The organism is Streptomyces sp. NPDC018045, from assembly GCF_044327445.1.
Taxonomy (GTDB): Bacteria; Actinomycetota; Actinomycetes; order Streptomycetales; family Streptomycetaceae; genus Streptomyces.
The window spans coordinates 782,775-796,962 of the sequence record NZ_JBIRFL010000002.1 but is presented as its reverse complement, the minus strand read 5'-3'; the positions used below and the strand labels follow the sequence as shown (position 1 = coordinate 796,962).

The window sequence follows — 14,188 nt, the reverse complement described above, 5'->3', positions numbered from 1 at the left end:
TCCGCGGCCGCACGCCGGGCCCCGGTCATAGCCGGTCCCGGCCCGGTCACAGTCGGCCCCGGCCCCCGGCACAGCCCGCCCCCGGCCCCGTCACAGTCGGCCCCGGCCCCCGTCACAACCGTTCGATCACCGTCACATTGGCCTGTCCGCCGCCCTCGCACATCGTCTGGAGCCCGTAGCGTCCGCCGGTGCGCTCCAACTCGTGCAGCAGCGTGGCCATCAGCTTGCAGCCGGTCGCGCCGAGCGGGTGGCCGAGCGCGATGGCGCCGCCGTTGACGTTGACCCGGGCCGGGTCGGCGCCGGTCTCCTTCAGCCAGGCCAGGACCACCGGCGCGAACGCCTCGTTGATCTCCACGAGGTCGACGGCGTCGATGCTCAGCCCGGTCTTCCGCAGCGCGTGCGCGGTGGCCGGGACCGGTGCGGAGAGCATCCTGATCGGGTCCTCGCCGCGTACGGACAGGTGGTGGACGCGGGCACGCGGCGTCAGCCCGTGGTCCCGTACGGCCTGCTCGCTCGCCAGCAGCAGGGCCGCGGCGCCGTCGGACACCTGGGAGGAGACGGCGGCCGTGAGCCGGCCGCCGGACACCACCGGCGCGAGGGCCGCCATCTTCGCCGCCGAGGTGTCGCGCCGCGGGCCTTCGTCGGCCGTGACATCCCCGTACGGGACCAGCTCGCGCGCGAAGCGCCCCTCGTCGGCGGCGCGTACGGCCCGCCGGTGCGAGCGCAGCGCGTACTCCTCCATGTCCGTACGGGATATGCCCCACTCGTCCGCGATCAGCTCGGCGCCGTGGAACTGGTCCACCGGCTGGTCGCCGTAGCGGGCGCGCCAGCCCGTACTGCCCGCGAACGGCCCCTCGGCCAGCCCGAGCGGTTCGGCGGCCCGGCGGCTCGCGAAGGCGATGGGGATCATCGACATGTTCTGCGTGCCGCCCGCGACGACCAGGTCCTGGGTGCCGGAGAGCACGCCCTGGGCGGCGAAGTGGACGGCCTGCTGGGAAGAGCCGCACTGGCGGTCGACGGTGACGCCCGGCACCTCCTCGGGGAGCCCGGCCGCCAGCCAGCTCGTCCGGGCGATGTCGCCGGCCTGCGGGCCGACGGCGTCCAGGCAGCCGAAGACCACGTCGTCCACGGCGGCCGGATCCACGCCCGTACGCTCCATCAGCGCCTTCAGGACGTGCGCGCCGAGGTCGGCCGGGTGTGCGGCGGCGAGCCCGCCGCCGCGCCTGCCGACGGGGGTGCGCAGCACGTCGATGATGTAGGCCTCTGCCATGCCGGCTCCTCGGGGGCGGGGCGCGCGGAGGGCGCGCGGTGCGGTCAGTTCCGGACGGCGATGCCGTCCAGCACCATCGACAGGTACTGGCGGGCGATCTCCTCCGGGCCGTGGTGGCCGCCCGGCCGGTACCAGCTCGCGGCGACCCAGACGGTGTCGCGGACGAACCGGTAGGTGAGCCGGACGTCGAGGTCGGGGCGGAAGACGCCGTCGGCGACGCCGCGCTCCAGGGTGCCGAGCCACGCCTTCTCGAACCGCTGCTGGGAGTCGGCGAGATAGCCGAAGCGCGGCTTGGCGGCGAGCTGTCCGGACTCCTTCTGGTAGATGGCGACGGCGGCGCGGTGCCGGTCGATCTCCCGGAAGGACTCGGTGACCAGGGCCTCGATGGTCTCCCGGGCGCCGAGCCCGGCCGCGAGCACCGCGTCGTACCCGGCCCACAGCTCGTCCAGGAAGGAACTCAGAATCTCGTCGAGCATCGACTCCTTGGAGTCGAAGTGGTAGTAGAGGCTGCCCGCGAGCAGTCCGGCCTCGTCCGCGATCCGGCGTACGGTCGTCGCGTCGTAGCCGTGGGCGGCGAAGATCTCGGCCGCGGTGGCGAGCAGTTCACGGCGGCGGGCGGGCGACGGCGGGGGCACGGCGGGCTTCCCGGCGGCGGGCTTCCCGGCGGTCCGCTGCGGGGCTTTCCGGGGCTTCCCGGCCTGCACGGTTTTCCCGGTCTTCTCGACCTGCTCGGTCTTCTCGCTTCTCCCGGTTTTCCCGGCCTGCACGGTCGGCTTCCGGGCCGCGCCGGTCTTCGCGGCGGCCGGGCCCGAAGACCGAGCGGCGGCCGGGTCCGAGGCCCGGGCGGCGGCCCGCTTCGGGGCCTTCGCGGCGGCCGGTTTCTGCTGGGGATCACTGTCGGTGGGCACCGGGCCATTGTCCCTTCCCGGTCACGCGCGCTGACTGCTGACCGGGACCGTCTCGCCGGTCATGTACGAGGCGTAGTCGCTGGCCAGGAAGACGATGACGTTGGCGACCTCCCAGGGCTCGGCGGAGCGCCCGAACGCCTCCTGGGCGGTCAGCTCGGTCAGCAGCTCCTCGCCGGTGACCTTCGCCAGGTGCGGGTGGACGGCCAGGCTGGGCGAGACGGCGTTGACCCGGACCCCGTACGCGGCGGCCTCGACCGCGGCGCAGCGGGTCAGCGCCATGACCCCGGCCTTGGCGGCGGCGTAGTGCGCCTGGCCGCGCTGGGCCCGCCAGCCCACGACCGAGGCGTTGTTGACGATCGCGCCGCCCCGGCCGCCGGTCCGCATCCGGCGCAGCGCGGCGCGGGTGCAGCGGAAGGTCCCGTTCAGGGTGACGTCGAGGACGGCGGTCCACTGGGCGTCGGTCATCGTCACCAGGTCGGCGCTGCCGCCGAGTCCGGCGTTGTTGACGACCACGTCCAGCCGCCCGTGCCGCCGTTCGACGGCGTCGAAGAGGGCGGTGACCTGTGCTTCGTCGGTGACGTCGCAGGGTTGCGCGGCGACCCGCCCGGCGCCGAACTCGGCGGCGAGCGCCGCCTCGGACTCCTTCAGGCGCCGGGCGTGCGCGTCGGAGAGGACCACATCCGCGCCCTCCTCCAGCAGCCTGCGGGCGGTGGCGCCGCCGATGCCGGTGCCCGCGGCGGCGGTGACGACGGCCGTGCGGCCGGTGAGCAGGCCGTGCCCGGGGACGTAGGGGGGTGCCGGGTGCGCCGTCGGAGGCTTCTCGGGCGTCATGGCCGTACGCTAACCTACCAAACACTTGTTAGGGAACGGCCCTGGCGCCGCCCCGCGGCCTGGGGCGACCACGCCGGAGCCGGCCGTCACCGCACGTCCTCGCACGGGAGGCCGCTCGTCGATGGATCTCGAACTCACCCCGGAGGACGAGCGGTTCCGGCAGGAAGCGCGGGACTGGCTGGCCGCCCACGTGCCCGCCACGCCGCTGCCCTCCCTGGAGACGGCCGAAGGGTTCGCGGCCCACCGGGAGTGGGAGCGCGAGCTGTACTCCGGCCGCTGGTCGGCCGTCACCTGGCCGCAGGCGTACGGCGGGCGCGGCGCATCGGTGCTGCGGTGGCTGCTGTTCGAGGAGGAGTACTACGCGGCGCGCGCCCCCGGCCGGGTCTCCCAGAACGGCATCAGCCTGCTCGCCCCCACTCTTTTCGAGCACGGTACGGACGGGCAGTTGGCGCGTGTGCTGCCCGCGATGGCGAGCGGCGCGACCATCTGGGCGCAGGCGTGGTCCGAGCCCGGCGCCGGTTCCGATCTCGCCGCGCTGCGGTCGTCCGCCGTACGTGCCGAGGGCGGCTGGCTGCTGCGCGGGCACAAGACCTGGTCCTCCCGGGCGGCCTTCGCGGACCGGGCCTTCGGGCTGTTCCGCAGCCACCCCGGCGCGGACCGGCCGCACCACGGCCTCACGTATCTGATGTTCGACCTGGCCGCGCCGGGCGTGACGGTGCGCCCCATCGGCCGGCTCGACGGGAAGCCGGCCTTCGCCGAGCTGTTCCTGGACGACGTGTTCGTGCCGGACGAGGACGTGATCGGCGAGCCGGGGCGGGGCTGGCGGGCCGCGATGAGCACGGCGGGCAACGAGCGCGGGCTCACCCTGCGCAGCCCGGGGCGGTTCACGGCCGCCGCCGCCCGCCTCGCCGCCCTGTGGCGGGCCACCGCCGACCCCGCGGACACGGCCCTGCGCGACCGGGTCGCCGACGCGGTCATCGGCGCCCGCGCCTACCGGCTCGCCGCGTGCGCCCAGGCCACACGGCTCGCGGCGGACGGCGCTCCAGAGGCGGCAGGCGGCACCCGCAGGGCGGCGGGTGGCAGTTCGGGGACGGCGGACGGCGCTCCAGGGGCGGTGGGCGGCGCCCCAGGGGCGGCGGCGAGTCTCACCAAGATCTTCTGGTCCGAGCTGGACATCGCCCTGCACGAGACCGCGCTCGACCTCCTCGGCCCGCGCGGCGAACTCGCCGGCGACGCCGGTGCGGCACCGGACCACGGGAGCTGGGCCGACGGCTGGATCTTCGCGCTGGCCGGCCCGGTCTACGCCGGTACGAACGAGATCCAGCGCGACATCATCGCCGAACGGCTGCTGGGCCTGCCGAAGGGGCGGCGCTGAGACGGAGCGGCGAGAGGAGTTGAGGGATGCGGTTCCTCCTGGACGACGGGCAGCGGGAGTTCGGCCGGACGCTCGGCCGGATGCTGGCGGCGGCGGACATCCCGGCCGCCGTACGGGCGTGGGCGGCCGGTGACAGCGGCCCCGGGCGGGCGGTGTGGCGGCGGCTCGCGGCGGCCGGGGTGTTCGGGCTGGCCGTGCCGGAGAAGCACGGGGGCGCGGGTTTCCTGCCGGTCGAGCTGGTCGTGGCGTTCGTCGAGGCGGGGCGGTACGCCGTCCCCGGCCCGGCGGTGGAGACGGCCGCGGCGGCCGTCCTGCTCGACCGGCTCGGTGATACGGGCCCGGCGGGGCACTGGCTGCCCGCCATCGCGGCCGGGGCGGCGGTGGTGTCGTACGCGGACTCGGCGCGCGGGCCCTACGCCCTCGACGCGGCGGCCGCCGACGCCACCCTCCTCGTCAGCGGCGACACGCTGCGGCAGTCCGGTGCGAGCGGGCCGGTCCAGCCGTCGGTCGATCCGGCCCGGCGGCTGTCCCGGTACGGGCGGGAGGGGGGCGAGGGCGGGGCCGTGCCGGTGAGGGGGCCGGCCGTGCGGGCCGCCGCCGCGCACGCCGCGGACACCGCGCGGCTGCTCACCGCGGCGCAGGCGCTCGGTGTCGGCCGGCGGCTGCTGGACGACACGGTGGCGTACGTCAAGCAGCGCACCCAGTTCGGCGTCGCCATCGGCTCGTTCCAGGCGGTGAAGCACCGGCTGGCGGACGTGCTGGTGGCGCTGGAGTTCGCGGAGCCATTGGTTTACGGGGCCGCGGTCGAGCTGGCGGGTGACGGGGAGGCGGGGACGGGCATCGCGATGGCGAAGGCTGCCGCGGGCGAGGCCGCTTACGCCGCGGCGCGGGCCGCGCTCCAGTTGCACGGCGCCCTGGGCTACACCGACGAGCTGGACCTCTCCCTGTGGATCCGCAAGGCGCGAGCCCTGCGGGGCGCCTGGGGTACGCCCGCGGAGTGCCGGGCCCGGGTGCTCGCCTCCCCCACGGCGGCCGGGTGAGGCCACGAACGTAAATCTTTTACAGGTAAAACACCTGTTAAGGTTTTGGCATGGGGAAACATGCCAGACCAACGGGAACGCGAGCGGTGGCCCTCTCCGGGGGCACCGGCGCGGTACGCGCGCGCCCGCTGCCCATCAGGAGCACGGTCCTCCTGCGCCGCCCCGTGGACATCTGGCACAAGCCCGCGCTGAGCGCGGTCGTCGCCCTCGGCATCCCCGAGTTCACCCTGCTCGCGCTGGGCCGCCTGGACCTGGTGCTGTACACCTCGGCGGGGGCGATGTGCGCCCTGTACGCACACGGCCTGCCGTACGCGGCCCGGGCCCGCACCCTGGCGTGGGTGGTGCTCGGCATGGTCGCGAGCCTCGGCGCCGCCCTGACCGCCGCCTCGCTGACCACCTCGGTCCCGCTGCTCGTCCTCCTCGCCTCGCTCGTCGCCGCCGTACACAAGATGGTCTGCGACGCGACCCGGGTCGGGCCGCCGGGAAACCTGATCTTCACCTTCATCTCGGCCTCCGCCTTCTTCGTGCCGCAGCGGATCGGGCAGGTGCCCTTCCATCTGTCGCTGGCCCTGGGCGCCGGGGCGCTCGCCTGGCTGGTGTGCATGGCGCCCGCGCTGGTCCGGCCGCACGGGCCGGAGCGGATCGCGACGGCGCGGGCGCTGGAGGCCGCGGCGGCGCTGCTGCGCACCGGCCCCGCGCCCGATGCCCCGTCCGCCGGGCCGGACCGCGTCCGGCACGCCACCGCCGCCGCCGTGAACGCCGCCTGGCAGACGCTGTTCCAGGTCCCGGGCCGTACCGACCGCTCGGGGCTGGAAAGACTGCTCGTACGGGCCGAGTCGGCGCTCGCGGCGCAGGCGGCCGACGAGGCCGAGGCCGGGCGCTGCACGGCGTGGGCCCGCGACCTGCGCCGGGGCCGGGCGCTGCCGGCGGTCGCGCTCACCGACGCCCAGGCCGGGGAGCTGGCCGGGGTCGCCGCGGAGCGCGCGGGCCGCGCACGGGGCGCGGGGGACGGCACGGCCGTGGGCGCGGAGCCGCGCCGCCCCGCGCCCGGCCGGCCGCGCGGCGTCCGCGCCGTGCTGCACCGCCTGGCGCCCGGCTCGCCGCTGCTGCCCATCGGCGCGCGGGTGGCCGCGGGCTGCGCGCTGGCGGGCTGGGGCTCGATGGCGGTCGGCGTCGGCCACCCGTACTGGGCCGTGGTGACCGCGGCCTCCATCTACCAGGCCAACACCACCCTGTCGTGGCAGCGGGCCGTGCAGCGCACCCTCGGCAACCTCCTCGGGCTGCTGCTCTTCACCGCCCTGCTGCCGGTGATCCACACCGGCCACCCGGCGATGATCCTGCTGGCGCTGACCTTCCAGTTCTGCGCGGAGGCGAGCATCACCCGCAACTACTGGCTGGGATCGGTCTGGGTCACCCCGATGGCGCTGCTGCTCACCGAGTTCGGCAGCCACCTGCCCGCGCGGACGCTGGTCACCGACCGCTGGACCGACACCGTCGTGGGAGCGGCCGTGGGCCTGGCCTGCTGCGTCCTGGTCACCAACCGCCGCGCCGCCGACCGCGTCGAGGCGGCGCTGGACCATGTGACGGCCGCCGAGGCCGCGGCGCTCCGGCTGCTGGACGACGCCGGCGGCCCGGACGCGAAGGAGCCGCGCCCGGAGGAGGTACCGGGCGACGGCGTGCGCGAGACGGGCTGGGCGCGCGACCGCCTGGCCGCGAGCCTGGTCGAGCTGCGGGAGGCGGTGGAGGTGTCGGCCGGTGAGTGGTGGCAGCGCGCCGCGCCCGAAGAGCGCGTCGCCCTGGCCGAGCAGCGGGGGCACCGCACCCTGGCCCGGCTCGTCCGCCGGCTGTCCGCGCCGGCCGCGTAGCCGCGTGCCGCTCCCGCACCGCCGGGCCCGCGCCGGCACCCGTACCGCCCCGCCCTGCTCCCGGAAGCGGCACCAGGCAGAATTGGCCGGGCGCAGCGCGGCGCGGGGCCCGTACGGCGGCCCGCGGCACGCCGTGCGCGACACAGGACGCCGACGGGGGCCGGGAGCGCCCGGGAAGAAGAGGTGCGCGTGACCGAGGACATCGTCGCGGGGGTGCTGCGGCAGTGGCAGCAGGTCCACCCGGGGCTGGACACCGGACCGATGGCGGTGATCGGGCGGCTCAACCGCTGTTCCGCGCTGTTGCAACAGGCCGCCGACGCGCCGCTGCGGCGGGAGGGCCTGACCCGCCCGGAATTCGACATCCTCGGGACGCTGCGGCGGATGGACCGCGAGCTGACGCCCGGCCGCATCGCGCGCGAGACGTTCGCCTCCGGGGCCGCGGTCACCAAGCGGGTACGCCAGTTGGAGACCCGCGGACTGGTGTCGCGGCGCCCCGACGAGCGGGACCGGCGGGTCTCGCACCTCTCGCTCACCGACGAGGGCCGCGCGGTCATCGACCGGCTGCTGCCCGAGCAACTGCGCTACGAGGCCGGACTGCTGGAGGGCCTCGGCGGCGAGCGGCGGGCCGAACTGTCGGAGGGGCTGAGCGAGTTGCTGGTGCTCCTGGAGGGGCGGCTCGGGAGCCTGCTGGACTGACGGCCGGGGGCGGGCCCGTACGCCGAGCAGGTGGACGACGGTGGTTCCGGTGCCCTGCGGGGCCCGGCCGGCTCCGCAGGGCGACCTTCGGAAAGCGACGGTCTCTCGAAAGGCCGGGACAACAGGGGCCCTGGGCTCCTACTCGACGGCGGCTCTGGGGGCCTTGACCGTCACCGCGCCGTACAGGGGCGTGGGCCCGCTGCCTCCGTGCCCGCAGTTCCCCCGCAGCCGGTAGGTGCCCGGCTTGGTGCCGACCGGGATGCGGAGCTTGCCGGTGAGCTTGCGGCCGTCATGGGACAGGCCGATGTCCCTGACGCCGGGGATGCCGCTGCGGCTCGCGTGGACCGTCGCGTTGTTGCGGGTGCTGCAGGCGGTGGTGGACACGGTCACCGTCCCTCCCGCGCGTACGGGGTTCGGGGACACGACGAGATTGTTCTTCGCCGCGCTGTCGGGCGCCGGGGCGGTTGCGGCGAGCCCGGTCGGGGCCGACATCAGTACGGCCGCGGTCGCGAGTGCGGCACCGGTGGATATGAGGCGGGACGTGCGCATATGGATCTGTCTCCTACGGCGCGGGCGTACGGGCCGGTTCCCGCACGGAAAGCCGACGCCACATCGCCCATCACAAGACGTGGACCGCGCACCCGCATGCCGGATGAGGCATACGGGTTCGTCGCCGCGCGCCGGGAGGGACCGGTCCGCGCGGATCACCGGGGTAGTGGGGCAGGCCGCTGACACACCGGCGGCATGCCGCCCGTGGCCGCCGGGCGGTCCGGCCGCCGGGCGGGCGTCGCCACGGCGCGGGCGGCCACCGTCCGGCGCCGGCCGGCGCCGGACGCCGCATGGGCGAGGCGGGTGGCGCACCGGCCGTTCGCCCGGCGCCTCCCCGGTAACGTGCGTGAGCTGCGGAATGATGCGTTCCGTAGACAGCTCTCCGGGTGCCCGGCCGGCGGCCACCGCGGCGGGGCCGGTGCCGCTCGGGCGGAGGGAGGAACGCCGGTTTGCCTGGTCGCACGCTCTCCCCCGCGGGAGACCGCCGGGAACGGCGCCTCGCCGCCGGCGGACGCGGGCCTCCCGGCGTACACCGCTCCGCCTGTCCGTCCACCGCCCGCCCGTCGCCCGGCGACCCGCATTCCTGAGGCAGCGTCATGACTTCCCCCTTCGACGGTATGGCCGCTCTGCACGAGCGCAGCATCGACGAGCTGCCTTTCAGACGGCACATCGAGATGCCCTCCGTCCTCGCCGCGGCGGACGGCGTGGCGGGGCGGCGGGTCCTGGACCTCGCCTGTGGTTCGGGGCACTACGCCCGGTTCTTCGCCCGCAACGGGGCGGACAGCGTGCTCGGCGTCGACCGGTCCCCGGGGATGATCGCGCACGCCCGGCACCGGGAGGAGGTGGAGCCCCTCGGCGTGTCCTACCGCGTCCTCGACGCGGCGACCACCGACGCGCTCGAAGGCGCCTTCGACGTGACCGTGGCCGTCTACGCGCTGTCGTACGCCGCCACCCCGGCAGCGCTCGTCCGGCTGTGCGCCGCCGCCCGCGACACGCTCGCCCCGGGCGGCCGCTTCGTGGCCGCCACGCTCAACCCGGACTTCGCGACGGTCCCGCACTACTACCGGCCCTACGGCTTCGACCTCACCGTGGCCGACGCCCACCTGCGCGACGGCGACCCCGTCGGCCTGCACGGCCGGGCCGGCGAGGAAACGTTCCAGGCGACCGCCTACTACTGGTCCCGTGAGGCGCACGAACAGGCCCTGACGGAGGCCGGGTTCACCGGCATCGTCTGGCAGCCGCCGCGCACCGCCGCCGACGGCAGCGCGTCGCTGTTCGCCCGCTACCTGGCCGCACCGCACGTCCTGGCGGTGTCGGCGCGCGCCGCCTGAGGTCAGGGACGGCGCCCCTCGGACCGGTCTCGCACCGGTCCGAGGAAGCCGCGCGTCACGGCTCCAGGCGGGCGACGCGCCCGTCCACCCCCGCCGCCCAGCAGCCGAAGTCGGCGGAACAGTCGACGGTGTCGTACGAACCGTCGTCGAAGGTGTGCCAGGTCCGGCCGCCGTCGAACGTGACGTCGCTGCCCGTCGGGCCGACGGCCAGGGCGACGCGCGTGGTGCGGGGGAACCAGGCCACACCGGACCGGTAGCGCTTCGGCGGCCGGACGGACGCCTGCCAGGACGCGCCGCCGTCCGCACTCACCGCGGCGGCCTTCGGCGAAGGCCTGCCGGACCGGTGATCACCGCCGACCGCGAGTCCGTGCGTACGGTCGCGGAACGCCAGCCCGAAGACACCGCGCGCCGGGTCGCCCGCCGGAACCGGCGTCTCGGACACGGTCCAGCTCCGTCCGCGGTCCGGGGAGTACAGGACACGGCTCCTCGCCGCGCCACCGGTGGCGAACCACGCGTCGTACCCGCCGGAGCTGACCAGGCACTGGCCACTGGCCGCGAAGGACGCCTCGCCGGGCTGGGCCGGCGGCATCCCGCGGGTGGGCAGCACCCGCCAGTTGCGGCCGCCGTCGACCGTGGACAGGACGCGGTACCTCCCGTCGACGGGGTCGGCGAGCGCGATGCCGTGGCTGCTGTCGAAGAACGTCATGCAGTCGTAGAAGGCGCGCGGGTCGGTGTTGCGGAAACTCTCCGTCCAGGTGGCGCCGCCGTCGTCCGTACGGAAGACCCGGGACGCCGTCCCCTCCCCGGCCGACAGGGCCACGGCGTGCCGCGCGTCGAACGCCTCGATGTCGCGGAACTCCAGGGCCTCGGCACCCGGCGGTGAGACATCGCGCCAGTGGTCGCCGCCGTCGCGGGTGCGCAGCACGGTCCCGCCGGTGCCGGCCACCCAGGCGGTGCTGCGGCTGACGGCGGCCAGACCGCGCAAGCGCGCGTCGGAATCGCTGTCCTTCAGGTCCCAGCCGTCGCCCAGCACCTGGGAAGCGGCCGGTGACGCGGCGGTGGACGGCGGGGCGGCGGGCGTCCGCGCCGAAACGGGGGCCGCGCTCGCGGCACCGAGCGCGGCGGCACAGGCCACCGCCCACATCACGCGCCCGCGTCTCCCGCGCCCCGGATGTCCTGGCTGTCCCGGCTTCCCCATGACCCTCATGACGCTGGAAGCTAGCCCAGCCGGCCCGCCCCGTCCAGAGATCCCCGTACCGCCCGCCGCGCGGCGCCTCGCCTCGCGCGGGCCCGGCGCTCCTCCTACTGTGCTGAAGGGGGGAGGCGGAAGCAGCCGGGGGGCGACGCGGGAGGAGACGGCGATGGTCCGGCAGGAGATCCGCGCATGAACGCGCCGGCCCCGGTGACGGTGACCGACGACCGCGCCGCGAACCGCTTCGAGGCCCGGCTCGGCGGCGAAGTGGCGGGCGTGGCGGCCTATCTGCGCGCCGAGGGACTCATCGCCCTGGTGCACACCGAGGTCGACCCGGTGTACGAGGGCAACGGCGTCGGGTCCGCGCTGACGCGGCACGCGCTGGACGCGGCGCGGGCGGACGGCCTGCGGGTACTGGCCGTGTGTCCGTTCGTCGCGGGCTGGATGGAGCGGCACCCCGAGTACGGGGACCTCGCCTATGAGAACCGGAGCGTGGTCACGGACTGAGGGGCGGTGGTTTCCGGGGGCCGAGCGAGGGGTGGTGGCCCGGTCGGGGCCGGTGGCCTGGCCAGGGCCCGCCTGGCCGGGACCGGTGGCCCGTCCCGGCCCCGGCCCAGTGTCCAGGCCGGGACCGGCGCCCCGACCCGGTCCGACCCGACCCGGTGGGTGCGTACGTCACCCGATGTAGCAGATCCAGCCCCGGCCCCAGCTCCACCACGCCCATTCGCAGTGCGCGGGCGGGGACGGAGCGGTGGGAGTGGGAGTGGGAACGGGGCTGATCGTCGGCGTGGGTGTCGGTGCCGGGGTGGGCTGCTCCGTGGGGGCGGAAGTGGGGCCGGTGGTGGGCCGCGTGGGGCCGCCGGTCGGGGCGGACGCCGTCGGGCCAGGGCCCGGGCCGGGGCTCGTCGCCGGGCCGGTGGGGCCCGGGGAAGGGTTCGGCCGCCCGGTCGCGGTCGGTGCGGGGGCTCGCGGAACGGCCGGCCCGGGAGCCTGTGAGGCGGTCGGTCCGCCCGCGCGGGGCGCCGGTGGGGCGCTCGCCGTGCCGTGCGCGTCCGGTGCCGGCGGTGCGGCCGGAGCGCCGGTGGGTACGGGGGGCGCCGACCGCTCCACCGTGGCCTCGGGCACCGCCCGGCCGGCACCGGAGCCCGGGTCCGCGCCGCCGGCCTTCCCCGGCGGCGCGGCCGTCCGCCCGGCCGTCGACGTCGCGTCGGCGCCGGTCAGCGCGATGCCCGCGGCGACCACCACCCCGGCGACCACCGCGACGCCCACGCTCGCGAAGGTGACGCCGACCGGCCCGGCCTGCCCGAGCTGGCCACGCAGCAGATGCCGTACGGATTCCTGTACGGACGTGAGCGCCTTGTGCGCGGAAACGATCGCGCCGCTCCCGGCCATGTGACCGCCACCGGCCACCGCGGCCCCGGCGCCCGCGAGCGGCAGCAGGAACTTCGCCGAACCGCCCGCCAGGAGCACCAGCAGCGCGGGCCCGGTGAGCGCGGGCAGCCGGTCGTTGGCCCGGGTCAGCAGCGCCATCCGCGCCCGGCAGTCGGGGCAGTCCGCGAGGTGGCCCGTCACACCGTCGGCCTGTTTCGCGGTGGCCTCGCCCCGTACGAACGCGGGCATCCGCTGCCAGTGCACCGCGCACGCCGGATCGTCCGGCGTCCCGGGCACCGAGCCGAGGAACGCCTGCCGCATCCCCTCCCTGGCCCGGTGCAGCAGTACGGCCGTGGCGCCCTTGCCCGCCCCGATCACCTGGCCGACCACCTCCAGCGGCTGGTCCTCGGCCTCCGCCAGCCACAGCGCCGTCACCCAGCGCTGCGGGAGGCGCCCCATGACGCGGGCGAGCAGATCGACGTGGGCGACGCGCTGCGCCGGGTCGGCGTGCTCGGCCGCCGGGTCGGCGCCGGGCCACGCCGGCCCGTCCTCCGGATCCTGCGGTATCTCACGGGCGGCGGCCGCGCCGACGGCCGAGGCGAGGTGGCGGATGGTGGTGCGGAGGTAGGCCGGGACGTTGTCGATGCGGTGACCGGCCCGGATGCGGCGCCAGACCCGGAAGTGCGCCTCGGCGACGAGGTCCTCCGCGAGCCAGGCGCTCGTCGTCAGCGACCGCGCGTAGGCGACCAGGCGCGGGTGTTCGCGCTCGTAGAGGCGGGTGTAGTCGTCCGCCGCCGACGCCGGGGACCCTGCGGATGCTTCGGACATGAACGGACAGCCCCTGACGTGTCACCCCGGTGCCCGGAGCTGCCCCGGTACCGGCCGGGCGCCCGGAGTCCGGTCATCGGCACTCATGTGTAGGGCAGACCCATTCCGGTTCTGGCGGCCTTGCATGGATTTCGTAAGCGTAAGGAGCACATATCTCCGCAACCAGAAGTTCGTGACGCACATCACGCGGTCTTTCGGTGCACTGGCGTCATACGCGGCACGTCTTACGGGTCACAGAGGCAGAGACCCGTCCGCACGAGCATCCAGGGAGCCGGCGATGCCCCACGTCATCGACCAAGCCGTCCACGCCCGACTGATCGCGACCATGCCCCGGTCGCGCGAGGTGCCCGCCCGGCTGCGTTACGACAGCGGCGACCCGCTCGCGGTGCACGTCGTCTTCCCACCGGCGGCGTCGCTGGACGGGGCGGAGGTCGTGTGGACGTTCGCCCGCGATCTGCTGGCGGAGGGCCTGCGGGAGCCGTCCGGCAAGGGCGACGTGCACATCTGGCCGTGCGGCCCGGCCACCGCGATGCTGGAGTTCCACACCGCCGACGGCCTGGCCATGGTGCAGTTCCAGGCCCGCGACCTGCGCAGGTTCCTGATGCGGTCGTACGGTGTGGTGGCCCTCGGCAGCGAGAGCCGTCACCTCGACGTCGAGGGCGACCTGGCGGCCCTGCTGCGCGAGGCGTAGGCCGCCGGGTGCGGCCGTCCTGCCTCAGCCGTGCCCGAGAAAGGCGTACAGCCGCCGTGCCCGAGGCCCTCCGCCGACTCCTGTACGTGCCGGTGGCCAGAAGCTCCCGAGCCGCGGGGCGCACCAGGACGTCCGGGGAGCGCGCCAAGACGCGCGCGGCCCGCGCGACGCCCGGGCCGACGCCGGCCAGGCGGCGCCCAGCCCCCGGACGACACCCGCGCGGGTGAGGGCGACGGCCGCC

The 14,188-nt window shown here is 75.9% G+C and carries 13 protein-coding genes; 7 read left to right on the top strand and 6 right to left on the bottom strand.

Features of this window, described 5'->3' with window-relative positions; translation table 11 throughout:
* Nucleotides 1–112 precede the first annotated feature (112 nt).
* The 3 genes from ACH4EB_RS07250 to ACH4EB_RS07240 form a co-directional block, all read right to left on the bottom strand.
* The gene (locus ACH4EB_RS07250) at nucleotides 113–1,270 is read right to left on the bottom strand and encodes an acetyl-CoA C-acetyltransferase (protein ID WP_398346338.1); all 1,158 of its coding nucleotides are present in this window, start codon (nucleotides 1,268–1,270) and stop codon (nucleotides 113–115) included.
* Nucleotides 1,271–1,314: 44 nt separating this feature from the next.
* Nucleotides 1,315–1,905 (bottom strand): TetR/AcrR family transcriptional regulator, encoded by a 591-nt coding sequence (locus tag ACH4EB_RS07245; protein WP_398346454.1) that lies wholly within the window; start codon nucleotides 1,903–1,905, stop codon nucleotides 1,315–1,317.
* 294 nt (nucleotides 1,906–2,199) lie between these two features.
* Nucleotides 2,200–3,009, bottom strand: coding sequence for an SDR family oxidoreductase (locus tag ACH4EB_RS07240; RefSeq protein ID WP_398346337.1), 810 nt, complete (start codon nucleotides 3,007–3,009; stop codon nucleotides 2,200–2,202).
* A 121-nt stretch (nucleotides 3,010–3,130) separates the two neighbouring features.
* On the opposite strand from ACH4EB_RS07240, the gene ACH4EB_RS07235 reads away from it, so the two are divergent.
* From ACH4EB_RS07235 to ACH4EB_RS07220, 4 genes are all read left to right on the top strand, one after another.
* On the top strand, nucleotides 3,131–4,384 hold the full coding sequence (locus ACH4EB_RS07235; protein WP_398346336.1) for an acyl-CoA dehydrogenase family protein: 1,254 nt from the start codon (nucleotides 3,131–3,133) through the stop codon (nucleotides 4,382–4,384).
* Between the two features lie 26 nt (nucleotides 4,385–4,410).
* Nucleotides 4,411–5,424: an acyl-CoA dehydrogenase family protein gene (locus tag ACH4EB_RS07230; RefSeq protein WP_398346335.1), complete on the top strand. Its 1,014-nt coding sequence runs from the start codon at nucleotides 4,411–4,413 to the stop codon at nucleotides 5,422–5,424.
* A 50-nt stretch (nucleotides 5,425–5,474) separates the two neighbouring features.
* Complete coding sequence (locus ACH4EB_RS07225) at nucleotides 5,475–7,289, top strand: FUSC family protein (RefSeq protein WP_398346334.1); 1,815 nt, start codon at nucleotides 5,475–5,477, stop codon at nucleotides 7,287–7,289.
* Between the two features lie 189 nt (nucleotides 7,290–7,478).
* Nucleotides 7,479–7,985, top strand: coding sequence for a MarR family winged helix-turn-helix transcriptional regulator (locus tag ACH4EB_RS07220; protein ID WP_398346333.1), 507 nt, complete (start codon nucleotides 7,479–7,481; stop codon nucleotides 7,983–7,985).
* Nucleotides 7,986–8,123: 138 nt separating this feature from the next.
* Here the strand turns inward: ACH4EB_RS07220 and ACH4EB_RS07215 are convergent, their stop codons facing one another.
* A complete protein-coding gene (locus ACH4EB_RS07215; protein ID WP_398346332.1) occupies nucleotides 8,124–8,534 on the bottom strand; it encodes a hypothetical protein in 411 nt (136 codons plus the stop codon).
* A gap of 596 nt (nucleotides 8,535–9,130) precedes the next feature.
* On the opposite strand from ACH4EB_RS07215, the gene ACH4EB_RS07210 reads away from it, so the two are divergent.
* Nucleotides 9,131–9,865: a class I SAM-dependent methyltransferase gene (locus ACH4EB_RS07210; protein WP_398346331.1), complete on the top strand. Its 735-nt coding sequence runs from the start codon at nucleotides 9,131–9,133 to the stop codon at nucleotides 9,863–9,865.
* Between the two features lie 55 nt (nucleotides 9,866–9,920).
* Here the strand turns inward: ACH4EB_RS07210 and ACH4EB_RS07205 are convergent, their stop codons facing one another.
* Nucleotides 9,921–11,009, bottom strand: coding sequence for an oxidoreductase (locus ACH4EB_RS07205; protein WP_398346453.1), 1,089 nt, complete (start codon nucleotides 11,007–11,009; stop codon nucleotides 9,921–9,923).
* Nucleotides 11,010–11,249: 240 nt separating this feature from the next.
* Between ACH4EB_RS07205 and ACH4EB_RS07200 the strand changes: the two genes are divergently transcribed.
* Nucleotides 11,250–11,564, top strand: coding sequence for a GNAT family N-acetyltransferase (locus tag ACH4EB_RS07200; protein ID WP_398346330.1), 315 nt, complete (start codon nucleotides 11,250–11,252; stop codon nucleotides 11,562–11,564).
* A 168-nt stretch (nucleotides 11,565–11,732) separates the two neighbouring features.
* On the opposite strand, the gene ACH4EB_RS07195 is transcribed toward ACH4EB_RS07200, so the two are convergent.
* Entirely contained in the window at nucleotides 11,733–13,256 is a 1,524-nt protein-coding gene (locus tag ACH4EB_RS07195; protein ID WP_398346329.1) for a sigma factor, read from the bottom strand.
* A 277-nt stretch (nucleotides 13,257–13,533) separates the two neighbouring features.
* On the opposite strand from ACH4EB_RS07195, the gene ACH4EB_RS07190 reads away from it, so the two are divergent.
* The gene (locus tag ACH4EB_RS07190; RefSeq protein ID WP_398346328.1) at nucleotides 13,534–13,947 is read left to right on the top strand and encodes an SsgA family sporulation/cell division regulator; all 414 of its coding nucleotides are present in this window, start codon (nucleotides 13,534–13,536) and stop codon (nucleotides 13,945–13,947) included.
* The last annotated feature ends 241 nt before the right edge of the window (nucleotides 13,948–14,188 follow it).